This is a genomic window from Mycobacterium sp. NGS57 (assembly GCF_059812405.1).
Map to the genome: position 1 here is coordinate 20,865 of NZ_JCALCP010000012.1, position 22,096 is coordinate 42,960.

The following is a 22,096-nucleotide window of genomic DNA, read 5'->3' on the forward strand; positions in this document are numbered from 1 at the left end:
ATGGCAATCTTTTTGACCAAAGACAGCAAGGTCATCGTTCAGGGCATCACCGGCAGCGAGGCCACCGTGCATACCGCCCGCATGCTCAAGGCGGGCACCCAGATCGTGGGCGGCGTCAACGCGCGCAAGGCCGGCACCACCGTCACGCACGAAAACAAGGGCGGGCAGATCGTCAAGCTGCCGGTGTTCGGCAGCGTCGCGGAGGCCATGGAAAAGACCGGCGCCGACGTGTCGATCATCTTCGTGCCGCCGAAGTTCGCCAAGGACGCCATCATCGAGGCCGTCGACGCCGAGATCCCGCTGCTGGTGGTCATCACCGAGGGAATCCCGGTGCAGGACAGCGCATATGCCTGGGCCTACAACCTGGAGAAGGGTGGCAAGACCCGCATCATCGGGCCGAACTGCCCCGGCATCATTACGCCCGGCCAGGCGCTGGTCGGCATCACCCCGGCCAACATCACCGGCGCCGGACCCGTCGGTCTGGTGTCCAAGTCCGGCACGCTGACCTACCAAATGATGTACGAGCTGCGCGATTTCGGGTTCTCGACGTCGATCGGCATCGGCGGCGACCCGGTGATCGGCACCACCCACATCGACGCCATCGAGGCCTTCGAGAAGGACCCCGACACCAAGGTCATCGTGATGATCGGTGAGATCGGCGGCGACGCCGAGGAGCGCGCCGCCGACTACATCAAGGCCCACGTGTCCAAGCCGGTCGTCGGTTACGTGGCCGGATTCACCGCCCCGGAGGGCAAGACGATGGGCCACGCGGGCGCGATCGTGTCCGGGTCGTCGGGCACCGCCGCGGCCAAGAAGGAAGCCCTCGAGGCCGCCGGCGTCAAGGTCGGCAAGACCCCGTCGGAGACGGCCGCGTTGGCCCGGGAGATCCTCAAGAGCCTGTAGGGCGTCCCGTTCTACGGCAGGCCGGGGTTGCGGGGCACCCCGGGTGCAGGCCGCCGCGACACCTCCGGTAGATAGTTGAGCTATGAATCTGGACGCGCACACCCCCGTCGTCGTCGGCGTCGGGCAGGCCGCCGAGCGCATCGACGACCCCGGCTACGCCGCGATGTCACCGGTGGAGCTGGCCACCGCCGCCGCCCGGGCCGCCCTCGTCGACTGCGGTGCCGTCTTCGACGCGGTGGCCGCCGCCGTCGACACCGTGGCCGGCGTCCGGCAGTTCGAGATCTCCGGGCCCGTCGCCACCGCGGTGCTGGGACGGTCCAACAACTATCCGCGCTCGGTGGCCAATCGCCTTGGCGCCCAACCCGTTCGGGCGCTTCTGGAAATCGTCGGCGGGCAGGGGCCCCAGCACCTGATCAGCGAGCTGGCCGCCGACATCGCCGCGGGCCGCTCGGAGGTGGCCCTCGTCTTCGGGTCGGACGCGACCTCGACGCTGCGGCACTTCGCCAAGGCCGAAACCAAGCCGGACTTCACCGAAACCGTCGACGGCGACCTGGAAGACCGCGGTCACGGTATTGAGAAACTCATCTCGCGCTACACCGTCATTCACGGATTGACCAGTGCGCCAATTCAATACGCGCTGCTGGAAAACGCCCGGCGGGCCGGGACCGGGCTCGGCCCGGCCGAATACCGCCAGCAGATGGGCGAGTTGTTCGCGCCGTTCACCAAGATCGCCGCGAAGAATCCGTTCGCCGCCGCGCCAGTCGAGCGCACCGTGGACGAGCTGATCACGGTGACCGAGGGCAACCGGATGATCTCCGAGCCCTACCCGCGGCTGCTGGTCGCGCGCGACCAGGTCAACCAGGGGGCCGCGGCGCTGCTGATGTCGATCGGGGCGGCGCGCCGGCTGGGTGTGCCGGAGGACAACTGGGTGTACCTGCACGGCCATGTCGACCTGGAGGAGCAGCCCCTGCTGCAGCGGCCGGACCTCGGCCACGCCCCGTCCGCCGTGCTGGCGGTGCGTGAGGCGCTGGGCATGGCCGGCATCGGCATCGACGACGTCGCCACCTTCGATCTCTACAGCTGCTTTCCGGTGCCGGTGTTCAACATCTGCGATGGCATGGGCATCGCGACCGACGACGCGCGCGGGCTCACCCTGACCGGCGGGCTGCCGTTCTTCGGCGGCGCGGGCAACAACTACTCCATGCACGCGGTCGCCGAAACGGTCACCCAAATGCGAAGCACGCCAGGGCAGTTCGGCCTCGTCGGCGCCAACGGCGGCATCCTGAGCAAGTACTCGGTCGGGGTGTACTCCACCACTCCCGCGCCGTGGCAGCCGGATCGCAACGCGCAGCTGCAGGCGCAGATCGACGGCGCGCCGACCGAGGCCGTGACCGAGAAAGCCGACGGCGTCGGGACCGTCGAGACCTACACCGTGCGGCGCGACGACGGGCGCCCCACCGGGATCATCTTCGGTCGCCTCGACGACGGCAGCCGGTTCCTGTCCACCACCGAGGACGAGGAACTGATCGCGCTGCTGATCGACGGCGACCCCCTCGGACACGAGGTCCTGGTGCGCTCGTTCGACTACGGCAACCGCTGCTTCGCGCGCTGAGCAGACACAAAAGCACGCACCGCACGGCGTGTCGCGGTGCTTTTGTGTCTGCTCGCGCTAAACCAGCGCCGCCAGTTTGCCGGCGAGCCGCTCCACGTAGCCGGCGACCTCGTCCTCGGCGCGGTCGGGCAGGCCGAACAGCACCTCGGTCACCCCGAGCTCGGCCCAGCGCGCGAGCTTCTCGGGGACGGGTTTGAAGTCCAGCGCGACGATCTGCGGGGCGCCGGCGCGGCCGGCGGCCGCCCAGGTGTCCTGCAGCAACTTGACCGGCTCGTCGATGTCGAAGTCGCGCGGGGTGGTGATCCAGCCGTCGGCGCTGCGCGCGATCCACTTGAAGTTCTTCTCGTTTCCGGCCGCACCCACCAGCACCGGGATGTGTGGCTGCACCGGCTTGGGCCAGGCCCAGCTGGGCCCGAACTTGACGAACTCGCCGTCGCAGGCGGCTTCCTCTTCCGTCCACAACGCCCGCATCGCTTCGATGTACTCGCGCAGCATGGTGCGGCGCCGCCCGGGCGGCACCCCGTGGTCGGCGAGCTCGTCGGTGTTCCAGCCGAAGCCGACCCCGAGGCTGACACGGCCGCCCGAGAGGTGGTCAAGGGTGGCAATGCTCTTCGCCAACGTGATCGGATCGTGCTCGACGGGCAGCGCCACCGCGGTCGACAGCCGCACCCGCGAGGTGACGGCGCAGGCCGCGCCCAGACTTACCCAGGGGTCCAGGGTGCGCATGTAGCGGTCGTCCGGCAGCGACGCGTCGCCGGTGGTCGGGTGGGCCGCTTGGCGCTTGATCGGGATGTGGGTGTGTTCCGGTACGTAGAAGGTTTGGAAGCCGTGGTCGTCGGCAAGCTTGGCGGCTGCCGCCGGGGAGATGCCGCGGTCACTGGTGAAAAGCACAAGCCCGTAATCCATGCCCCGAATTAGAACGTGTTCTACCTCTGTGGGGCAAGCGGGTGGGCCGATCGCCCCGGCGCGCAGGCCCGAAGGTGCGCTAGCGTGGTTGATCGATCGCGTCGCAGCGCGAACAAGGGGAAGGTGTGAGCGAGGCGGCGCGCCCGCACGCACAGCGTCGCTCTGCAATGTGGCGCCACTAGACGACTTGAAGGCACTGGAAGCAACAGGAGGAGCCATGACCTACTCGCCCGGCAGTTCCGGATATCAACCCGCGCAGCCAGGCGGCTCCTACCCGGGCGCCACCCCGTCGTTCGCCAAGACCGACGACGGCGAAAGCAAGCTTCCGCAGATGTTGAACCTCGCCGTGCTGGTGCTCGGCCTGGCGGTATACCTCCTGAATTTCGGGCCGACGTTCACCATCAGCGCCGAGCTCGCTCCGGGCGGTGGACGCGCCGGCGACGCCGGCTTCGCGGTGATCGCCGCGGTGCTGGCCGCGCTGCTGGCCGGGATCGGCCTGCTGCCCAAGGCCACGGCCCGCGGCGGAATCGTTGCGGTGATCGCGGTGCTGGGCGCGTTACTGGCGATCACCGAGACGGTCAACACGCCCGCCGGTTTCGCGATCGGGTGGGCGATGTGGCCGCTGGTCGCGTGCGCCATTCTCCAGGCGCTCGCCGCCGTCGCCGCCCTGCTGCTGGACTCCGGCGTCATCACCGCGCCCAAACCGCGGCCCAAGTACGACCCGTACGCGGGCTACGGCCAATACGGCCAATACGGGCAGTACGGACAGCAGCCGTACTACGGTCAGCCGGGTGCCCAGCAGCACGGGGGACAGCAGTCGCCCCAGCCTTCGTCGTACGGATCCCAGTACGGCGGCTACCCGTCGAGCCAGAGCCAGGCCCCGACTCAGGCCTCGATCCCGACCGGCGGATTCGGCGCCCAGCCCACGCCGCAGTCCGGGCCCCAACCGACCACGCAGCAGCACGGGTCGTCGACGCCGCCGACCGGCTTCCCCAGCTTCAGTCCGCCGCCCTCGTCGGGTGGCGGCGAATCCCAGACCGACTACTCGAGCCAAACCGGGGACCAGCAGCAGTCGCCGTCCTCGCCGTCCGGGCCGGCGCCGGCCTGACCCCGGGCTCTCGCGCGTAGCCGGACACGTGCGTCAAGAGTGAAAACGGTGTCAGAAAGCGCGGACAACGCGGCAGCGGGCGCTCGCCAGGCGCGCGACCTTGTCCGGGTGGCGTTCGGGCCGGCGGTGGTCGCGTTGGGCATCGTTGCGGCGGTCACGCTGCTGCAGCTGCTGATCGCCAACAGCGACATGACCGGCGCGCTGGGCGCCATCGCGAGCATGTGGCTCGCCGTGCACCAGGTGCCGATCTCGATCGGCGGACGCGAACTGGGGGTGCTGCCCCTGCTGCCGGTCGTCCTGATGGTGTGGGCCACCGCGCGCAGCAGCGCGCGCGCCACCTCGCCGTCTTCGTCCTGGCTGGTGATCCGCTGGGTAATCGCCTCGGCGCTGGGCGGGCCACTGCTGCTGACCGCGATCGCGCTGGCGGTCATCCACGACGCGTCGACGGTGATCACCGAGCTGCAGACACCCAGCGCCCTGCGCGCGTTCGGCGGCGTGCTGGTGGTGCACGCCGTCGGGGCCGCGATCGGGGTGTGGTCCCGGGTGGGCCGGCGGGCGCTGGCCGCGTCGCCGCTGCCCGATTGGCTCGCTGATTCCCTGCGCGCGGCGGCGGCCGGGGTGCTGGCGTTGCTCGGGCTGTCTGGGCTGGTGACCGCGGGATCGCTGGTCGTGCACTGGGCGACGATGCAAGAGCTCTACGGGATCACCGATTCGATATTCGGCCAGTTCAGCCTCACCGTGCTGTCCGCGCTGTACGCGCCCAACGTCATCGTGGGCGCGTCGGCGATCGCGGTCGGCTCCAGCGCGCACCTCGGTTTCGCGACGTTCAGCCCGTTCACCGTTTTCGGCGGCGACATCCCGGCGCTGCCGATTCTGGCCGCGGCCCCGACGCCGCCGCTGGGCCCGGTGTGGGTGGCGCTGCTCATCGTCGGCGCGTCATCCGGCGTGGCGGTCGGGCAGCAATGCGCCCGGCACCCGCTGCCGCTGCTGCCGGCGCTGGCCAAGCTGTTGGTCGCGTCGGTCGCCGGGGCGTTGGCGATGTCGTTGCTCGCCTACGGCGCCAGCGGCCGGCTGGGCAACTTCGGTCATGTCGGCGTCGACCAGGGGGCACTGGTGGTCGGCGTGTTCTTCTGGTTCGCGGTCGTCGGCTGGGCCACGGTGGTGATGGCCGGGGGGATAACGCGCCGGCGCCGCGCCCCCGCGGCTGCCAGTGAGCCCGCAGACTTCGCCGAGTTTTTCGACGAGCCGGACGAGGCGCCGGCGGCGGAGGCGCCGGAGGAGCCGGCGGCGGAGGCGCCGGGCGACGAACCGGCCGACGACCACACCCCGCCCCCGGCGTGACCGAATCTGCGCTGAGTGCGGCGACACGCCCGGGTGGGTAGCGCTGGACGCAGAGTCGGCGCGGCGAGGCGCACCAGTAGGCTCGCCGTTGTGCAGCAACCGCTCCACGTGCCCCCGAGCGCGCCGGCGCGGGTGTTGGTGCTGGCATCGGGCACCGGTTCGCTGCTGGCATCACTGATCGACGCGGCCATCGGCGACTACCCGGCCCGCATCGTGGCCGTCGGCGCCGACCGTGACTGCCCGGCCACAAAGATCGCGGAGGCCGCGTCGGTGCCCGCCTTCACCGTCCGGCTGGCCGACCACCCCGACCGCGGCGCCTGGGACGCGGCCATCACGGAGGCCGCGGCCGCGCATTCGCCCGATCTGGTGGTGTCGGCGGGCTTCATGAAAATCCTGGGGCCGCAGTTCCTTTCACGCTTTGACGGGCGGATCCTCAACACGCATCCCGCGCTGCTGCCCGCCTTCCCGGGTGCGCACGGGGTGGCCGACGCGCTGGCCTACGGCGTGAAGCTCACAGGCTGTACCGTGCACCTGGTAGACGCCGGTACGGACACCGGGCCGGTCCTGGCCCAGCAGTCCGTTCCGGTGCTCGACGGCGATAACGAAGAAGCCCTGCACGAGCGCATCAAAGTGACCGAACGGCAGCTGCTGGTGGACGTGGTGGCCGCGATCGCGACCCGCGGCGTGACGGTGGTCGGGAGAAAGGCAACCATAGGATGAGCACCGCATGAGCACCGACGACGCAAGAAGGCCGATCCGCCGAGCGTTGATCAGCGTCTACGACAAGACCGGGCTGGTGCACCTTGCTCAGGGCCTCAGTGCTGCCGGCGTGGAGATCGTCTCGACCGGCTCGACGGCGAAGACCATTGCCGGCAAAGGGATTCCGGTCACGCGCGTTGAGGACATGACCGGCTTCCCCGAGGTGCTCGACGGCCGGGTCAAGACACTGCACCCGCGGGTGCATGCCGGTCTGCTGGCCGATCTACGCAAACCCGAGCACGCGGCTGCGCTCGAGCAGCTCGGGATCGCGGCGTTCGAACTGGTCGTCGTCAACCTGTACCCGTTCAGCGAAACCGTCGGCTCCGGTGCGGGTATCGATGAGTGCGTCGAGCAGATCGATATCGGCGGGCCGTCCATGGTCCGCGCGGCCGCCAAGAACCACCCCAGCGTGGCGGTGGTCACCGACCCGCTCGGCTACGACGGGGTGCTCGCCGCGGTGCGCAGCGGCGGGTTTACCCTCGCCGAGCGCAAAAGGTTGGCGTCGTTGGCATTTCAGCACACCGCGGACTACGACATCGCCGTCGCGAGCTGGATGGAGTCGACACTGGCGCCCGAACATCCGGCCACGGCGTTCCCGCGGTGGCTCGCCGGCAGCTGGCGGCGCACGGCGATGCTGCGCTACGGCGAGAACCCGCACCAGCAGGCGGCCCTCTACGGCGACCCGGGTGCCTGGCCGGGCCTGGCGCAGGCCGAGCAGCTGCACGGAAAAGAGATGTCCTACAACAACTTCACCGACGCGGACGCGGCGTGGCGGGCGGCCTTCGACCACGAACAGATATGTGTGGCGATCATCAAGCACGCCAACCCGTGCGGGATCGCGATCTCGTCGGCATCGGTCGCCGACGCGCACCGCAAGGCCCACGAATGCGATCCGCTGAGCGCCTACGGCGGGGTGATCGCGACGAACACTGAAGTCAGCCTCGAGATGGCCGAGTACGTCAGCACCATCTTCACGGAGGTGATCGTCGCACCCGTCTACGCGCCGGGCGCCGTCGACGCGTTGACGCGCAAGAAGAACATCCGCGTGCTGGTGGCCTCGGAGCCGCTGGCCGGCGGCACCGAACTGCGGCCGGTCAGCGGCGGCCTGCTGGTCCAACAACGCGACCAGCTCGACGCGCACGGCGACAACCCCGCCAACTGGACCCTGGCGACCGGATCGCCGGCGGACCCGAAAACCTTGACCGACCTGGTCTTTGCGTGGCGCGCCTGCCGCGCGGTCAAATCGAACGCGATCGTCATCGCCGGCGACGGCGCCACCATCGGCGTCGGCATGGGTCAGGTCAACCGGGTAGACGCGGCCCGGCTTGCCGTCGAGCGCGGCGGCGACCGGGTCCGCGGCGCGGTCGCCGCCTCGGACGCGTTCTTCCCGTTCCCGGACGGACTCGAGACGCTGACCGCCGCCGGGGTCAAGGCGGTCGTGCATCCGGGCGGATCGGTGCGCGACGACGAGGTGACCGCGGCGGCGGCTGGCGCCGGCGTCACGTTGTATCTCACCGGGGCCCGTCATTTCGCTCACTGAACGCTCGGCGCGTGAGCGTTTTGCCCACCGCGTAGCGTGGAGTGGTGCCATCACCGAGTAATCTGCCCCGCACCCTCGGCGAGCTGCGCGCCGCCGGCCACCGCGAGCGGGGCGTCAAACAGGAAATCCGGGAAAACCTGCTCACGGCGCTGGCCGAGGGTGACGAGGTGTGGACCGGGATCCTGGGCTTCGACGACACCGTGCTGCCCCAGCTGGAGCGGGCGCTGATCGCGGGCCACGACTTCGTCCTGCTGGGCGAGCGCGGCCAGGGCAAGACCCGGCTGCTGCGGGCGCTGATCGGGTTGCTCGACGAGTGGACCCCGGTGATCGACGGGGCCGAGCTGGGCGAGCACCCGTACACCCCGATCACGCCGGAGTCGATCCGCCGTGCCGCGACCCTGGGCGACGACCTGCCCGTGGCGTGGAAGCACCGCGGCGAGCGCTACACCGAAAAGCTGGCCACCCCCGACACCAGCGTCGCCGATCTGGTCGGTGACATCGACCCGATCAAGGTCGCCGAGGGCCGCAGCCTCGGTGACCCGGAGACCATCGCCTACGGGCTGATCCCGCGCGCGCACCGCGGCATCGTGGCGGTCAACGAGCTGCCCGACCTCGCCGAGCGCATCCAGGTGTCGATGCTCAATGTCATGGAGGAGCGCGACATTCAGGTCCGCGGGTACACGCTGCGCCTGCCGCTGGACGTGCTGGTGGTCGCCAGCGCCAACCCCGAGGACTACACCAACCGGGGTCGCATCATCACCCCGCTGAAGGACCGGTTCGGCGCCGAGATCCGCACCCACTACCCGCTGGAGCTCGAGGCGGAGGTCGGCGTGATCGTGCAGGAAGCCCACCTCAGCGCGCAGGTGCCCGACTATTTGATGCAGGTGATCGCGCGGTTCGCCCGCTACCTGCGGGAGTCGAACTCGGTCGACCAGCGGTCCGGGGTGTCGGCGCGGTTCGCGATCGCGGCGACCGAGACCGTCGCGGCCGCGGCCCGGCACCGCGGCGCGGTGCTGGGGGAGACCGACCCGGTGGCCCGGGTGGTCGATCTGGGCACGGTGATCGACGTCCTGCGCGGCAAGCTGGAATTCGAGTCCGGCGAGGAAGGCCGCGAGCAGGCGGTGCTCGAGCACCTGCTGCGCCGCGCGACCGCCGACACCGCCGCCCGCGTGCTGGGCGGCATCGACGTCGGTTCGTTGGTTTCCGCGGTCGAGGGAGGTTCCGCGGTGACGACCGGCGAGCGGGTGTCGGCCAAGGACGTGCTGGCCGCAGTCGGAGGCCTGGACGTGGTGGACAAGATCGCGGCCAAGCTGCACGCCGAATCCGAGGGCGAGCGCGCCGCGGCATTGGAACTGGCGCTCGAGGCGTTGTATCTGGCCAAGCGGATCGACAAGGTGTCCGGGGAGGGCCAAACCGTCTATGGCTAGAGGGCATTCGTCGCGATACTCGGCGTATACCGGCGGGCCAGACCCGCTGGCGCCGCCGGTGGATTTGCGCGAGGCGCTCGAACAGATCGGCCAGGACGTCATGGCCGGCACCTCGCCGCGGCGCGCGCTGTCGGAGTTGCTGCGGCGCGGCACCGAGAACATGCGCGGGGCCGATCGGCTGGCGGCCGAGGCGAACCGGCGCCGACGGGATCTGTTGCGCCGCAACAACTTGGACGGCACCCTGCAGGAGATCAAAAAGCTGCTCGACGAGGCCGTGCTGGCCGAGCGCAAGGAGCTGGCCCGCGCGCTGGACGACGACGCACGGTTCGGCGAGCTGCAGCTCGACGCGCTGCCTGCGTCGCCGGCCAAGGCCGTGCAGGAGCTTTCCGACTACAACTGGCGCAGCGGCGAGGCCCGCCAAAAGTACGAGCAGATCAAGGATCTGCTCGGCCGCGAGATGCTGGACCAACGCTTCGCGGGCATGAAGCAGGCGCTGGAGGGCGCCACCGACGAGGACCGCCAGCGCGTCAACGAGATGTTGAACGACCTCAACGAGCTGCTGGACAAGCACGCCAAAGGACAAGACTCGCAGCAAGACTTCGAAGACTTCATGGACAAGCACGGCGAGTTCTTCCCCGAGAACCCGCGCAACGTAGAGGAATTGCTGGACTCGCTGGCCAAGCGCGCCGCCGCCGCCCAGCGCTTCCGCAACAGCCTGAGCGCCGACCAGCGCGCCGAGCTGGATGCCTTGGCGCAGCAGGCATTCGGGTCCCCGGCGCTGATGGAGGCGCTGAATCGGCTCGACGCGCACCTGCAGGCCGCGCGGCCGGGCGAGGACTGGAACGGGTCCGAACAGTTCTCCGGCGACAACCCGTTCGGCATGGGCGAGGGCACCCAGGCGCTGTCCGACATCGCCGAGCTGGAACAGCTGGCCGAGCAGCTGTCGCAAAGCTATCCCGGTGCCACCATGGACGACGTCGACCTCGACGCGCTGGCCCGCCAGCTCGGCGACCAGGCGGCCATCGACGCCCGCACGCTCGCCGAGTTGGAGCGCGCGCTGGTCAATCAGGGGTTCTTAGACCGCGGTTCCGACGGCCAGTGGCGGCTCTCCCCGAAGGCGATGCGCAGGCTCGGCGAGACGGCTTTACGCGATGTGGCACAACAGCTTTCCGGTCGCCGCGGCGAGCGCGATCACCGGCGCGCCGGCGCCGCGGGCGAGCTGACCGGCGCGACCCGGCCCTGGCAGTTCGGTGACACCGAGCCGTGGAACATTCCCCGCACGCTGACCAACGCGGTGCTGCGCCAGGCGGGAACGGCGACTCTTGACGATGGGCCGATTCGGATGACCGTCGACGACGTCGAGATCTCGGAAACCGAGACGCGCACCCAGTCCGCTGTGGCACTGTTGGTCGACACGTCGTTTTCGATGGTGATGGAGAACCGCTGGCTGCCCATGAAGCAGACCGCGCTGGCGCTCAACCACCTGGTGTGCACGCGTTTCCGCTCGGATGCCCTGCAGATCATCGCCTTTGGCCGCTACGCCCGCACGGTGACCGCCGCCGAGCTGACCGGGCTGGAGGGCGTCTACGAGCAGGGCACCAACCTGCACCACGCGCTGGCGCTGGCGGGCCGCCACCTGCGTCGGCACCCCAACGCGCAGCCCGTCGTGCTGGTGGTGACCGACGGCGAGCCCACCGCCCACCTGGAGGACTTCGACGGCGACGGCACGTCGGTTTTCTTTGATTATCCGCCGCACCCGCGGACCATCGCCCACACCGTGCGCGGGTTCGACGACATGGCCAGGCTCGGTGCGCAGGTGACGATCTTCCGGCTGGGCAACGACCCCGGCCTGGCGCGGTTCATCGATCAGGTCGCCCGGCGCGTCGAGGGCCGCGTGGTGGTGCCCGATCTCGACGGCTTGGGCGCCGCCGTCGTGGGTGACTACCTGCGCTCGCGCCGCCGCCGATAACGGAGGGAAAACCGTGGACACCGTTCCGACGATCGAACTCAACGACGGCGCGCGCATCCCGCAGCTGGGTTTCGGCGTGTTTCAGATCAAGCCCGACGAAACCGCCGCCGCCGTCAAGCGCGCCCTCGACGTCGGATACCGGCACATCGACACCGCCGAGATGTATGGCAACGAAAAGGAAGTCGGGCAAGGTATTCGCGACGCCGGTCTCGACCGCGCCGAGGTGTTCGTCACCAGCAAGCTCAACAACGGCGCGCACGGACCCGACGATGCGCGCCGCGCATTCGACAGGACGCTGCGCGCGCTGGAATCCGACTATGTCGACCTGTTTCTTATCCACTGGCCACTACCCACGCTCTACGGCGGCGACTTCGTGTCCACCTGGAAGGTCCTCGAGGAATTCGCCAATGACGGACGCGCCCGCAGCATCGGCGTCTCGAATTTCCAACCCGCGCACCTGGCTCGGCTCGCCGCCGAAACCGGCACCGTCCCGGCCGTCAACCAGATCGAGGTCCACCCGTACTTCGGCAACGAGGAGGTCCGCGGCTATGGGCGCGAGCACGGCATCGTCACCGAGGCGTGGTCGCCGATCGCCCAGGGCAAGGTGCTCAGCGACCCGGTGGTCAACCGCGTCGCCGATGCCCGCGGCAAGTCCTCGGCGCAGGTGGTGTTGCGCTGGCACATCCAGCGCGGCGACGTCGTCTTCCCCAAATCGGTGACGCCGGAACGGATCCGATCCAACTTCGAGATCTTCGACTTCGAGCTCGACGGCTCCGACATGGATGCGATCTCGGCGCTGAACAGGGGCGAATCGGGCCGTCGGGGCCCGCACCCCGACACGTTCGACTACGTGCCGGACTAGCGGGAACGCGTGCGGCGCAACGCGTCTGGCGCTACCCCCGCGGCCGGCGAGCGCGGCGCTTGATGCCCACGCCGCCCCACAGCGAGAAGCCGCGAACCTTCACCTTCGGTGCGCCGGGCGTGCCCTGGCCCAGCACGCTGTGGTCGAAGCCGCCCATCACACCGTGGCCGTGGATCTCGACGTTGACCTCCGGCGGCACCAGGATGCTCTGTACACCCATGATCGAGATGGCGCGGATGTCGACTTCGGTGGAGGTGAAGTCGGCGTAGCGCAGGTCCACCACGCCACTGCCCCAGAAGGTGAACGTGGTCAGCTTCTTGGGAACGTTCCACCGGCCGCGCCGCTCGAACCCGCTCATCAGCGCCAGCAGCAACATCGATGGCGCGGGATTGGGTTTGCCGCCCCGGCGCGGGCTCAGCATCGCGCCGGGCAGGTCGGCCCGCAACTGATCCAGTTCCTCGTAAGTCGTCGCCGCGTAGGCGCGCGTCAGTCGGTCCTCGTAGTCCTTGAGTTGCAGGCGGCCCTGCTCGGCCGCATACGCCAGCAACTGCGCGACCTGAATGCGGTCGGTGTCGGCCGCGCGCGACGCCTCGTCACGCGTGTCCCCGTCATCGCGGGTAGCGCGGGTGTCGCGCTGCGCTGAGTTGCTCATCATCCACGAGCGTACGACGTAGAAGTTTTGCTGCAAGTGGGTTGGCTAAACTGCAACCTTCCGCCCAGGTGGGACCGGATTTCGCCAGGCAAATTGCGCCGCTTCTCCACGCCTCTGCGGGTCGTTAGACGTTTGCCCAACTAGGGGGACGCTTCTGCAGAAACGCCGTCATGCCCTCGCGGGCTTCGTCGGACACGAACAGCCGCGCGGACTCCTCGGTGAGCCGTTCTGCGTCGCGGTCGAACCCCGCCAGGACGGCCGCCGTCGTCAGTGCCTTCGACGCCGCCAGGCCCTGCGGGGAGCCGTGGCTGACGCCGGCGACCAACTCGGCCACCGCGGTGTCGACGTCGTCGGCCGCCAGCGTGACGAGCCCGATCTCCGCGGCCACCGACGCGCCGAACTTCTCGCCGGTCAGGTAGTAGCGCGCCGCGGCCCGCGCCGAAATCTTCGGCAGCAGCGTCAGCGAGATGATCGCCGGGGCGACACCGATGCGCGCCTCGGTCAGCGCGAAGGTGCTGCGCGGACCGGCGACCACCAGATCGCAGGCGCCGACGAGGCCGAACCCGCCTGCCCGCACGTGCCCGTCGATAGCGCCGATCACCGGCACCGGCAATTCGAGGATGCCGCGTAGCAATGCGGTCATCTCGCGGGCCCGCGCCACGGCCAGGTCGAACGGGTCGTCGCCGCCGCCGGCCTCGCTCAGGTCCGCGCCCGCGCAGAACGTGCCTCCGGTGTGTCCGAGCACCACCACCCGCACGGCCGGGTCCGCCGCGGCCTGCCGCAGCCCCTGGTGCAGCTGGGTGAGGAGCGCGGTGGAAATCGCGTTGCGGTTGTGCGGCGAGTTCAGCGTCAGCCGCGCGACCGGGCCGCCGGTGTCGGCCGGTCCGGCGTATTCGACGAGGGTGTCCATCAGTAGCTTCGCGGCAGGCCGAGCGACGTCTGCGCGACGAAGTTCAGCACCATCTCCCGGCTGATCGGGGCGATGCGTCCGAGCCGGGCCGAGGTCATCATCGCGGCCACGCCGTACTCCTTGGTCAGCCCGTTGCCGCCCATCGACTGCACGGCCTGGTCGACGGCGCGGTTGGCTGCCTCGGCCGCCGCGTACTTGGCCATGTTGGCGGCTTCGGCCGCGCCCATGTCGTCGCCGCTGTCGTAGAGCGCGGCGGCCTTCTGCATCATCAGCTTCGCGAGCTCAACCTCAATGTGGCACTGCGCCAACGGATGTGACAGACCCTGGTGGGCACCGATGGGGGTTGACCAGACCTGGCGCGTCTTGACGTAGTCGACGGCCTTGTTCAGCGCGAACCGCCCCATGCCCACCGAGCTCGCCGCGCCCATGATGCGCTCGGGGTTCAGGCCGGCGAAAAGCTGGGCGATCGCGGCGTCTTGGGCCCCGACGAGCGCGTCGCTGGGCAGCCGGACATCATCGAGGAAGACCTGGAACTGGCGCTCGGGGCTGATCAGCTCCATCTCGATCGGGGTGTAGGTGAAGCCGGGCGCGTCGGTGGGCACGACGAACAGCGCGGGGCGCAGCTTGCCGGTTTTGGCCTCCTCCGTGCGAGCGACGACCAGTACCGCCTGAGCCTGGTCGATCCCGGAGATGAAAACCTTCTGGCCCTTGAGGATCCAGTCGCTGCCGTCGCGGCGGGCGGTCGTGGTGATCTTGTGCGAGTTGGAGCCGGCGTCGGGTTCGGTGATCGCGAACGCCATCGTCAGCGTGCCGTCGGCGATCGCGGGGATCCAGCGCTTCTTCTGCTCCTCGGTGCCGAACTTGCTGATGATGGTGCCGTTGATGGCTGGTGACACCACCATCAGCAGCAGCGCGCTGCCCGCCGCCGCCATCTCTTCCATGACCAGTGACAGCTCGTACATTCCGGCGCCGCCCCCGCCGTACTCCTCGGGCAGGTTCACCCCGAGGAAGCCGAGTTTGCCCGCCTCGGACCACAATTCGGTGGTGTGCTCCTGCGCGCGGGCCTTCTGCAGGTAGTAGTCCTGGCCGTAGTTCGACGCCCACTCGGACACCGCCTTGCGCAGCGCCCGGCGATCCTCGTTTTCGACGAAGCTGGTATCGGTCACGGTGCATCCCCTTCTGGTTGCGGCGCGTCCACTCTCGCCAGGACGGCGCCCACTTCGACTTGTTGACCGGTCGTGACGTCGAGCTCGGCGAGCACACCGTCCGACGGTGCGGTGATGGTGTGTTCCATCTTCATGGCTTCCAGCCAGATCAGCGGCTGCCCGGCGGTCACCGTGTCGCCGACCGCGGCACCGAGGCGGATCACGTTTCCCGGCATGGGCGCCACCAACGAGCCTTGGGCGACAGCCGAACCCGGCTCGGGAAACCTCGGCAGCGCCACCAGGTGAACCGGTCCGCGGGCCGAGTCGACGTAGACGTCCTGACCGTGGCGCCGCACCGAGAAGGCGTGATCTACCCCGCCGGCGGCCAGCACCACCTCGTCCTCGGTGGCGGCCACGAGTCGTATCGACTCGTCACCGGGCAGCGCCAACGCGTCTCTGCCGAAACGATATTCGATGTGGTGCTCGGTGTCGGTGTCGTCACGGTAGGCCTTGACCTGGTAGCCGGACGCCAGGTTGCGCCACCCGCTGGGAAGCGAGCCCAGCACGTGAGCCGTCGCGCGGTTGTGCGCGGCGTCGGCGAGCGCGGCGGCGACGGCCGACAGTCGCACCACCGCCTCGTCGGCCAGGGGTGCGGACAGCTGCGCCAGGCCGTGGGTGTCGAAAAACGCGGTGTCGGTGGCGCCGTCGAGAAACGCCGGGTGCCGCAGCACGTTCACCAGCAGCTCGCGGTTGGTGCGCACGCCGTGCAGGCGGGCCCGGGCCAGCGCGTCGGCGAGGACGCGCGCCGACTGCCGCCGGGTGGGGGCGTAGGAGACCACCTTCGCCAGCATCGGGTCGTAGTGGATCGACACCGTGGACCCGTCGACGATCCCGGAATCCAGGCGGACGCCCCTCCGCCGCCCCAGCGAGTCGAACTCCGCCCGCACCGCGGGGACCGCGAACGTGTGCATCACGCCGGCCTGCGGCTGCCACCCATGCGCGGGGTCCTCGGCGTAGAGCCGCGCCTCGATCGAATACCCCTGCGCGACGGGCGGTTCAGGGTCGAGGCGGGCACCATCGACGACGGCGAGCTGCAGTTCGACGAGGTCGACCCCGGTGGTCTCCTCGGTAACCGGGTGCTCGACCTGCAGGCGGGTGTTCATCTCCAGGAAGTAGAACTCGCCGTCGTCATCGGCTAGGAACTCGACGGTCCCGGCCCCGGTGTAGCCGATCGCACCGGCGGCCAGCCGGGCCGCGTCGAACAGCTTGGCGCGCATGCCCGGTGTGCGCTCGACCAGCGGCGAGGGCGCCTCCTCGATGATCTTCTGGTGGCGGCGCTGGATCGAGCACTCCCGTTCCCCGACGGCCCACACCGTGCCGTGGGTGTCGGCGAGGACCTGAACCTCCACGTGGTGTCCCGTGGGCAGGTAGCGCTCGCAGAACACCGTGGGGTCACCGAACGCCGACTGCGCCTCGCGCCGCGCCGCCTCGACTTCGCCCGTCAGGGCGGACAATTCGCGCACCACCCGCATCCCGCGACCGCCGCCGCCCGCGGACGCCTTGACCAGCACCGGCAGCTGGGCCTCCGTCACGGTGTCGGGGTCGAGCTCGTCGAGCACCGGAACACCCGCGGCCGCCATCAGCTTTTTGGACTCGATCTTGGAGCCCATCGCGCGCACCGCGTCCACCGGGGGACCGACCCAGGCCAGGCCGGCGTCAGTCACGGCCGCCGCGAACTCGGCGTTCTCCGAGAGGAATCCATAGCCGGGATGCACGGCGTCGGCGCCGGCGGCGCGGGCGGCGGCGATAATCGCGTCGGCGTTGAGGTAGTCGTTGGTCTTTTCCAGCCGCACCCGCGCGTCGGCCTCGGCGACGTGCGGTGAGGCGGCATCGGGGTCGGTGTACACGGCCACGGTGGAAAGGCCGAGCCGTCGGCAGGTGGCGAACACGCGCCTGGCGATCTCGCCGCGGTTGGCGACCAGCACTCGGGTGATTCCCATGACGCTCACATCCGGAAGACGCCGAAGTTCGACGTCCCCTTGATCGGGCCACTGGCGATGGCGGACAAACACATTCCCAGCACGGTGCGGGTGTCGCGCGGGTCGATCACGCCGTCGTCGTACAGCATTCCCGACAGCACCATCGGCAGCGACTCGGCTTCGATCTGGCCCTCGACGGCCGCGCGCATCGCCGCGTCGGCCTCCTCGTCGACCTGCTGCCCGCGGGCCTCGGCCGCCGCGCGGGCCACGATCGACAGCACGCCCGACAGCTGGGCACCGCCCATCACGGCGGCCTTGGCGCTGGGCCAGGCAAACAGGAAACGCGGGTCATAGGCACGCCCGCACATGCCGTAGTGGCCGGCCCCGTACGACGCGCCGATCAGCAACGAGATGTGCGGGACGGTCGAGTTGGACACGGCGTTGATCATCATCGCCCCGTGCTTGATCATCCCGCCCTCTTCGTAGTCCTTACCCACCATGTAGCCGGTGGTGTTGTGCAAGAACAACAGTGGGGTGTTGGACCGGTTGGCCAGCTGGATGAACTGGGTGGCCTTCTGCGACTCCTCGCTGAACAGCACGCCGCGCGCGTTGGCCAGGATGCCCAGCGGGTAGCCGTGCAGCCGGGCCCAGCCGGTGACCAGCGACGAGCCGTACATGGCTTTGAACTCGTCGAATTCCGACCCGTCGACGATGCGGGCGATGACCTCGCGCGGGTCGAACGGGATGCGCAGGTCGGCGGGCACGATGCCGATCAACTCCGCGGCGTCGAACAGCGGCTCGGTCACCGGCGCCGGGGCGGGGCCCTGTTTGACCCAGTTGAGGCGGGTCACGATGCGCCGACCGATCCGGATGGCGTCGAGCTCGTCGACGGCAAAGTAGTCGCCCAAACCCGAGATGCGGGAGTGCATTTCGGCACCGCCCAGGGATTCGTCGTCGGATTCCTCGCCCGTGGCCATCTTCACCAGGGGCGGCCCGGCGAGGAAGACCTTGGAGCGCTCCTTGATCATCACCACGTGGTCGGACATCCCCGGGACGTAGGCCCCGCCCGCGGTGGAGTTGCCGAAGACCAGCGCGATGGTCGGGATCCCGGCCGCCGACAGGCGGGTCAGGTCGCGGAACATCCGCCCACCCGGGACGAACACCTCCTTCTGGGTGGGCAGGTCGGCCCCGCCGGACTCCACCAGGGAGATGACCGGAAGCCGGTTTTCGAACGCGATCTGGTTGGCCCGCAATATTTTCCGCAGCGTCCAGGGGTTGCTGGTGCCACCCTTGACCGTCGGGTCGTTGGCCACGATCATGCATTCCACGCCCGCCACCACGCCGATGCCGGTGACGATGCTGGCGCCGACCTGGAACGCGCTGCCGTACGCGGCCAGCGGGCTCAGCTCCAGGAACGGGGCGTCGGGGTCGACGAGCAGCTCGATGCGTTCCCGTGCGGTCAGCTTGCCGCGGCCGTGGTGGCGCTCGACGTACTTGGGACCGCCACCCGCAAGGGCTTTGGCGAGTTCGGCGCCGATCTCCTCGAGCCGCTGCGTCGCGGTGGACGCCGCGTCGGCGTAGGCGGTCGAACTCGGGTCGAGCGTCGTTTGCAAGACGGTCATGATTGGAATCCCAGGGTTTTGGCGGCCAGGGCGGTCAGGATCTCGGTAGTGCCGCCGCCGATGCCCAGGATTCGCATGTCCCGGTATTGGCGTTCGACTTCGGATTCGGCCATGTAGCCCATGCCGCCGAACAGCTGGACGGCCTGGTTGGCGACCCATTCGCCGGACTCGACGGCGGTGTTCTTGGCGAAACACACCTGCGCGATCAGGTTGGTCTCCCCGGCGAGCTGGCGCTCCACCACGTGTCGGGTGTAGACCCGCGCGACGTCGATGCGGCGGGCCATCTCGGCCAGCGTGTTCTGCACCGATTGCCGCGAGATCAGCGGCCGGCCGAACGTCACTCGGTCGCGGCACCAGGCCACGGTGATGTCCAGGCAGCGTTGCGCGCTCGAATACGCTTGTGCGGCAAGGCCGACCCGCTCGGCGACGAAGGCCTGGGCGATCTGGGCGAAGCCGCTGTTCTCGGCGCCGACGAGATTGGCGGCCGGCACTCGTGCGTCGGTGAAGGACAGCTCCGCGGTGTCCGAGGACCGCCAGCCCATCTTGTCCAGCTTGCGGCTGACCTCAAAACCGGGCGTGCCCTTCTCGATGGCCAGCAGCGAAACCCCCGCCGCGCCGGGCCCGCCCGTGCGTACCGCCGTGACGACGTAGTCGGCGCGCACCCCGGAAGTGATGTAGGTCTTGGCTCCATTGACGATGTAGTGATCGCCATCGCGAACCGCCGCCGTGCGCAGGTGACCGACGTCGGAACCGCCGCCGGGCTCAGTGATCGCGAGCGCGCCGATCTTCTCGCCGGCCAGCGTCGGCCGTACGAACTCGTCGATCAGCCGGACGTCGCCGGAGGCGATCATGTGCGGCACCGCGATGCCGCAGGTGAACAGCGACGCGAAGACGCCGCCGGGCGCGCCGGCCTGGTGCACCTCCTCGCAGATGATCACCGCGTCCACGCCGTCCCCGCCGCCGCCGCCGACCGCCTCGGGAAAGTTCGCACCCAGCAGGCCGGCCGACCCGGCGCGGCGGTGCAACTCGCGTGGCAGGTCGCCGCTGCGCTCCCACTCGTCGGTGTGGGGCAGGATCTCGCGTTCGGTGAACGAGCGCACCGTCTTTCGCAGCTGCTCGCGTTCGGGCGTGGTCCAGATACTCACAGCAACCTTTCCGGGATGTCGATGTGGCGGCCGCGCAGCCATTCGCCCAGTCCCTTGGCCTGGGGGTCGAAGCGCGCCTGATAGGCGACGCCCCGGCCCAGGATGCCGTCGATGACGAAGTTCAGCGCGCGCAGGTTGGGCAGCACGTGGCGGGTGACCTCGAAGTCCGCCGCCTCGGGCAGCAGCTGTTGGAACAGCTCGACGGTCAACGTGTTGGCCAGCCAGCGCCATTGGTCGTCGGTGCGCACCCAGACCCCGACGTTGGCCGAGCCGCCCTTGTCGCCGCTGCGGGCGGCGGCGATCAAACCAAGCGGCACCCGGCGCACCGGGCCCGCCGCCAATGGCTCCGGCAACGGCGGTGGGTCGGCGGGCGCCAGTTCCAAAGTCTCGGTGGCGCAGGGAATCTCGACGCGGGCGCCGTCGGCATGCACCGCGACGTGCGGGACCTTCGCGGCGTCGACGTAGCCCGCGGTGAACACGCCGTAGACCTGACCGTCGCCGGGCGGGGCGGTTACGTGGAAGCCGGGATAGCTGGCCAACGCCAATTCGACCGCCGCCGAGGAGAATTGACGTCCGACGTTGGCGGGATCGGGATCGCGGACGACGCAGTGCAGCAGCGCGCTGGCGGCTTCCTCGGTGTCGGCGTCGACATGGTCGGTGCGCGCCAGCGTCCACTGCAGCTCGGCGGGCTTGACGCTCAGCGCGGCCTCGAGCTGGCGGCGCACCAACTCCGCCTTGGCCTCGATGTCGAGGCCGGTCAGCACGAACGTCATCGCGTTGCGGAACCCGCCGATGCTGTTCAGCGACACCTTGTAGGTGGGCGGCGGCGGTTCGCCGCGCACGCCGGCGATGCGCACCCGGTCGGGGCCGTCGGCCGAGAGCTCGAAGCTGTCCATCCGGGCGGTGACGTCGGGGTTGGCATAGCGAGCGCCGGTGACCTCGTAGAGCAGCTGCGCGGTGACGGTGTCGACGCTGACCAGACCGCCGGTGCCGGGGTGCTTGGTGATCACCGAGGAGCCGTCGGCGTGGACCTCGGCAAGGGGGAAGCCGGCGTGGATCAAATCCGGCACCTCCGTGAAAAAGGAGTAGTTGCCGCCGGTGGCCTGCACACCGCATTCGATGACGTGGCCGGCGACGACGGCGCCCGCGAGTGCGTCGTAGTCGGCCCGGCCCCAGCCGAAGTGCGCGGCGGCCGCCCCGACGATCACCGAGGCATCGGTGACCCGGCCGGTGACGACGACGTCGGCGCCGTCGGCCAGGCAGTCGACGATGCCCCATGCGCCCAGGTAGGCGTTCGCGGTCAACGGGTCGCCCAGCCCGAGCTCGGCCGCGCGCGGCCGCAGGTCGTCGCCCTCGACGTGGGCCACGCGGGCCGGGACGCCGAGGCGCTCGGCCAGCGCGCGGATCGCGCCGGCCAGGCCCGCCGGGTTGAGCCCGCCGGCGTTGGCGACGATGCGCACCCCGCGGTCGCGGGCCTCGCCCAGGCAGTCCTCGAGCTGGGTCAGGAAGGTCTTGGCGTAACCGCGTTCGGGGTGCTTCATCCGGTCGCGGCCCAGGATCAGCATGGTCAGTTCGGCCAGGTAGTCGCCGGTCAGGTAGTCGACATCACCGCCGGTGAGCATCTCGCGCATCGCCGAGAGCCGGTCGCCGTAGAACCCGGAGCAGTTCGCGATTCTGACGGCGCCGGCGTTGCCAGCAGGGGCCATGCGCGCGTCCTCCAATCAACCAACCACTCGGTAGGTTAGCGGGTACCGCGGGTGTCACGTCAAGGATGCCCGGTCGGCTCCGGATGCGACGAGATTGCCCTTACGGCGATCTCGGCGCTGTTGGGCGGCGGAGCGGACGCCGGGCGCCGTTTTGGCGACCGGCTGGCCACCGACTATTCTGATACCCAATCGTCGCACGTTCGGCCGGACCGGCCACGTCGCGCGACATGCCCGAAGAAGCCCCGGACGAGGAGTTAGGCCCCCAAAGCCATGGCCGTACCCAAGCGCAGGATGTCGCGCGCGAACACAAGAAGCCGCCGCGCCCAGTGGAAGGCCACGAAGACCGAGCTCGTCGGTGTGACGGTGGCCGGCCAGAAGCACAAGGTGCCGCGCCGGCTGCTCAAGGCGGCCCGCCTCGGCCTCATCGATCTCGACCGCCGCTAGCCTGACAGAAGTCTCGGCAAACGCGCGGCGCGTCTCTCAGCCCGCTCTCAGGCGCTCGGGCGAAAC

18 protein-coding genes are annotated in these 22,096 nt (G+C 69.7%); 10 read left to right on the top strand and 8 right to left on the bottom strand.

The genetic code is table 11. The annotated features are described in order from the left end of the window. Both sucD and AC5Y43_RS21245 read left to right on the top strand, forming a co-directional pair. Positions 1 to 903 carry a succinate--CoA ligase subunit alpha gene (gene sucD / locus AC5Y43_RS21240; RefSeq protein ID WP_499975721.1) on the top strand — a complete coding sequence of 301 codons (903 nt, stop codon included), beginning with the start codon at positions 1 to 3 and terminating at the stop codon, positions 901 to 903. 82 nt (positions 904 to 985) lie between these two features. Further along, entirely contained in the window at positions 986 to 2,515 is a 1,530-nt protein-coding gene (locus AC5Y43_RS21245) for an acetyl-CoA acetyltransferase (RefSeq protein WP_499975724.1), read from the top strand. Positions 2,516 to 2,572: 57 nt separating this feature from the next. On the opposite strand, the gene AC5Y43_RS21250 is transcribed toward AC5Y43_RS21245, so the two are convergent. Continuing rightward, a complete protein-coding gene (locus AC5Y43_RS21250) occupies positions 2,573 to 3,421 on the bottom strand; it encodes an LLM class F420-dependent oxidoreductase (RefSeq protein ID WP_499975726.1) in 849 nt (282 codons plus the stop codon). Between the two features lie 217 nt (positions 3,422 to 3,638). On the opposite strand from AC5Y43_RS21250, the gene AC5Y43_RS21255 reads away from it, so the two are divergent. The 7 genes from AC5Y43_RS21255 (at position 3,639) to AC5Y43_RS21285 (ending at position 12,427) form a co-directional block, all read left to right on the top strand. Then, the gene (locus tag AC5Y43_RS21255; RefSeq protein WP_499975727.1) at positions 3,639 to 4,529 is read left to right on the top strand and encodes a DUF5336 domain-containing protein; all 891 of its coding nucleotides are present in this window, start codon (positions 3,639 to 3,641) and stop codon (positions 4,527 to 4,529) included. 39 nt (positions 4,530 to 4,568) lie between these two features. Then, a complete protein-coding gene (locus AC5Y43_RS21260) occupies positions 4,569 to 5,870 on the top strand; it encodes a cell division protein PerM (protein WP_499975728.1) in 1,302 nt (433 codons plus the stop codon). Between the two features lie 90 nt (positions 5,871 to 5,960). Beyond that, positions 5,961 to 6,590 carry a phosphoribosylglycinamide formyltransferase gene (gene purN, locus AC5Y43_RS21265; RefSeq protein ID WP_499975729.1) on the top strand — a complete coding sequence of 210 codons (630 nt, stop codon included), beginning with the start codon at positions 5,961 to 5,963 and terminating at the stop codon, positions 6,588 to 6,590. Between the two features lie 7 nt (positions 6,591 to 6,597). Next, on the top strand, positions 6,598 to 8,169 hold the full coding sequence (purH, locus tag AC5Y43_RS21270) for a bifunctional phosphoribosylaminoimidazolecarboxamide formyltransferase/IMP cyclohydrolase (RefSeq protein WP_499975731.1): 1,572 nt from the start codon (positions 6,598 to 6,600) through the stop codon (positions 8,167 to 8,169). A 41-nt stretch (positions 8,170 to 8,210) separates the two neighbouring features. Further along, the gene (locus AC5Y43_RS21275) at positions 8,211 to 9,596 is read left to right on the top strand and encodes a sigma 54-interacting transcriptional regulator (RefSeq protein WP_499975732.1); all 1,386 of its coding nucleotides are present in this window, start codon (positions 8,211 to 8,213) and stop codon (positions 9,594 to 9,596) included. After that, positions 9,589 to 11,565, top strand: coding sequence for a vWA domain-containing protein (locus AC5Y43_RS21280; RefSeq protein ID WP_499975734.1), 1,977 nt, complete (start codon positions 9,589 to 9,591; stop codon positions 11,563 to 11,565). Before AC5Y43_RS21275 ends, AC5Y43_RS21280 begins: the two co-directional genes overlap by 8 nt. Positions 11,566 to 11,578: 13 nt before the next feature. Further along, positions 11,579 to 12,427 (top strand): aldo/keto reductase, encoded by an 849-nt coding sequence (locus AC5Y43_RS21285; protein WP_499975736.1) that lies wholly within the window; start codon positions 11,579 to 11,581, stop codon positions 12,425 to 12,427. 31 nt (positions 12,428 to 12,458) lie between these two features. Here AC5Y43_RS21285 and AC5Y43_RS21290 read toward each other — a convergent pair whose 3' ends face one another. From AC5Y43_RS21290 to AC5Y43_RS21320, 7 genes are all read right to left on the bottom strand, one after another. After that, on the bottom strand, positions 12,459 to 13,079 hold the full coding sequence (locus AC5Y43_RS21290) for a DUF1707 SHOCT-like domain-containing protein (protein ID WP_499975738.1): 621 nt from the start codon (positions 13,077 to 13,079) through the stop codon (positions 12,459 to 12,461). Between the two features lie 124 nt (positions 13,080 to 13,203). Further along, the gene (locus AC5Y43_RS21295) at positions 13,204 to 13,989 is read right to left on the bottom strand and encodes an enoyl-CoA hydratase family protein (RefSeq protein WP_499975739.1); all 786 of its coding nucleotides are present in this window, start codon (positions 13,987 to 13,989) and stop codon (positions 13,204 to 13,206) included. After that, complete coding sequence (locus tag AC5Y43_RS21300) at positions 13,989 to 15,155, bottom strand: acyl-CoA dehydrogenase family protein (protein WP_499975741.1); 1,167 nt, start codon at positions 15,153 to 15,155, stop codon at positions 13,989 to 13,991. The genes AC5Y43_RS21295 and AC5Y43_RS21300 overlap by 1 nt, the downstream gene beginning before the upstream one ends. Continuing rightward, entirely contained in the window at positions 15,152 to 17,134 is a 1,983-nt protein-coding gene (locus tag AC5Y43_RS21305; protein ID WP_499975744.1) for an acetyl/propionyl/methylcrotonyl-CoA carboxylase subunit alpha, read from the bottom strand. Before AC5Y43_RS21305 ends, AC5Y43_RS21300 begins: the two co-directional genes overlap by 4 nt. A gap of 5 nt (positions 17,135 to 17,139) precedes the next feature. Then, positions 17,140 to 18,735 carry an acyl-CoA carboxylase subunit beta gene (locus AC5Y43_RS21310; RefSeq protein ID WP_499975747.1) on the bottom strand — a complete coding sequence of 532 codons (1,596 nt, stop codon included), beginning with the start codon at positions 18,733 to 18,735 and terminating at the stop codon, positions 17,140 to 17,142. Beyond that, positions 18,732 to 19,880 carry an acyl-CoA dehydrogenase family protein gene (locus AC5Y43_RS21315; RefSeq protein ID WP_499975750.1) on the bottom strand — a complete coding sequence of 383 codons (1,149 nt, stop codon included), beginning with the start codon at positions 19,878 to 19,880 and terminating at the stop codon, positions 18,732 to 18,734. The genes AC5Y43_RS21310 and AC5Y43_RS21315 overlap by 4 nt, the downstream gene beginning before the upstream one ends. Beyond that, positions 19,877 to 21,586, bottom strand: a complete 1,710-nt coding sequence (locus AC5Y43_RS21320) for an acyclic terpene utilization AtuA family protein (RefSeq protein WP_499975754.1) — start codon at positions 21,584 to 21,586, stop codon at positions 19,877 to 19,879. The genes AC5Y43_RS21315 and AC5Y43_RS21320 overlap by 4 nt, the downstream gene beginning before the upstream one ends. 270 nt (positions 21,587 to 21,856) lie before the next feature. Here AC5Y43_RS21320 and rpmF point away from each other — a divergent pair, with 270 nt between their 5' ends. Further along, positions 21,857 to 22,030 carry a 50S ribosomal protein L32 gene (gene rpmF / locus AC5Y43_RS21325; RefSeq protein WP_007168835.1) on the top strand — a complete coding sequence of 58 codons (174 nt, stop codon included), beginning with the start codon at positions 21,857 to 21,859 and terminating at the stop codon, positions 22,028 to 22,030. The last annotated feature ends 66 nt before the right edge of the window (positions 22,031 to 22,096 follow it).

Coding starts and splice junctions, on each gene's coding strand:
- sucD (WP_499975721.1), top strand. CDS start 1: ATGGCAATCTTTTTGACCAAAGACAGCAAGGTCATCGTTCAGGGCATC.
- AC5Y43_RS21245 (WP_499975724.1), top strand. CDS start 986: ATGAATCTGGACGCGCACACCCCCGTCGTCGTCGGCGTCGGGCAGGCC.
- AC5Y43_RS21250 (WP_499975726.1), bottom strand. CDS start 3,421: ATGGATTACGGGCTTGTGCTTTTCACCAGTGACCGCGGCATCTCCCCG.
- AC5Y43_RS21255 (WP_499975727.1), top strand. CDS start 3,639: ATGACCTACTCGCCCGGCAGTTCCGGATATCAACCCGCGCAGCCAGGC.
- purH (WP_499975731.1), top strand. CDS start 6,598: ATGAGCACCGACGACGCAAGAAGGCCGATCCGCCGAGCGTTGATCAGC.
- AC5Y43_RS21280 (WP_499975734.1), top strand. CDS start 9,589: ATGGCTAGAGGGCATTCGTCGCGATACTCGGCGTATACCGGCGGGCCA.
- AC5Y43_RS21290 (WP_499975738.1), bottom strand. CDS start 13,079: ATGAGCAACTCAGCGCAGCGCGACACCCGCGCTACCCGCGATGACGGG.
- AC5Y43_RS21295 (WP_499975739.1), bottom strand. CDS start 13,989: ATGGACACCCTCGTCGAATACGCCGGACCGGCCGACACCGGCGGCCCG.
- AC5Y43_RS21305 (WP_499975744.1), bottom strand. CDS start 17,134: ATGGGAATCACCCGAGTGCTGGTCGCCAACCGCGGCGAGATCGCCAGG.
- AC5Y43_RS21310 (WP_499975747.1), bottom strand. CDS start 18,735: ATGACCGTCTTGCAAACGACGCTCGACCCGAGTTCGACCGCCTACGCC.
- AC5Y43_RS21320 (WP_499975754.1), bottom strand. CDS start 21,586: ATGGCCCCTGCTGGCAACGCCGGCGCCGTCAGAATCGCGAACTGCTCC.
- rpmF (WP_007168835.1), top strand. CDS start 21,857: ATGGCCGTACCCAAGCGCAGGATGTCGCGCGCGAACACAAGAAGCCGC.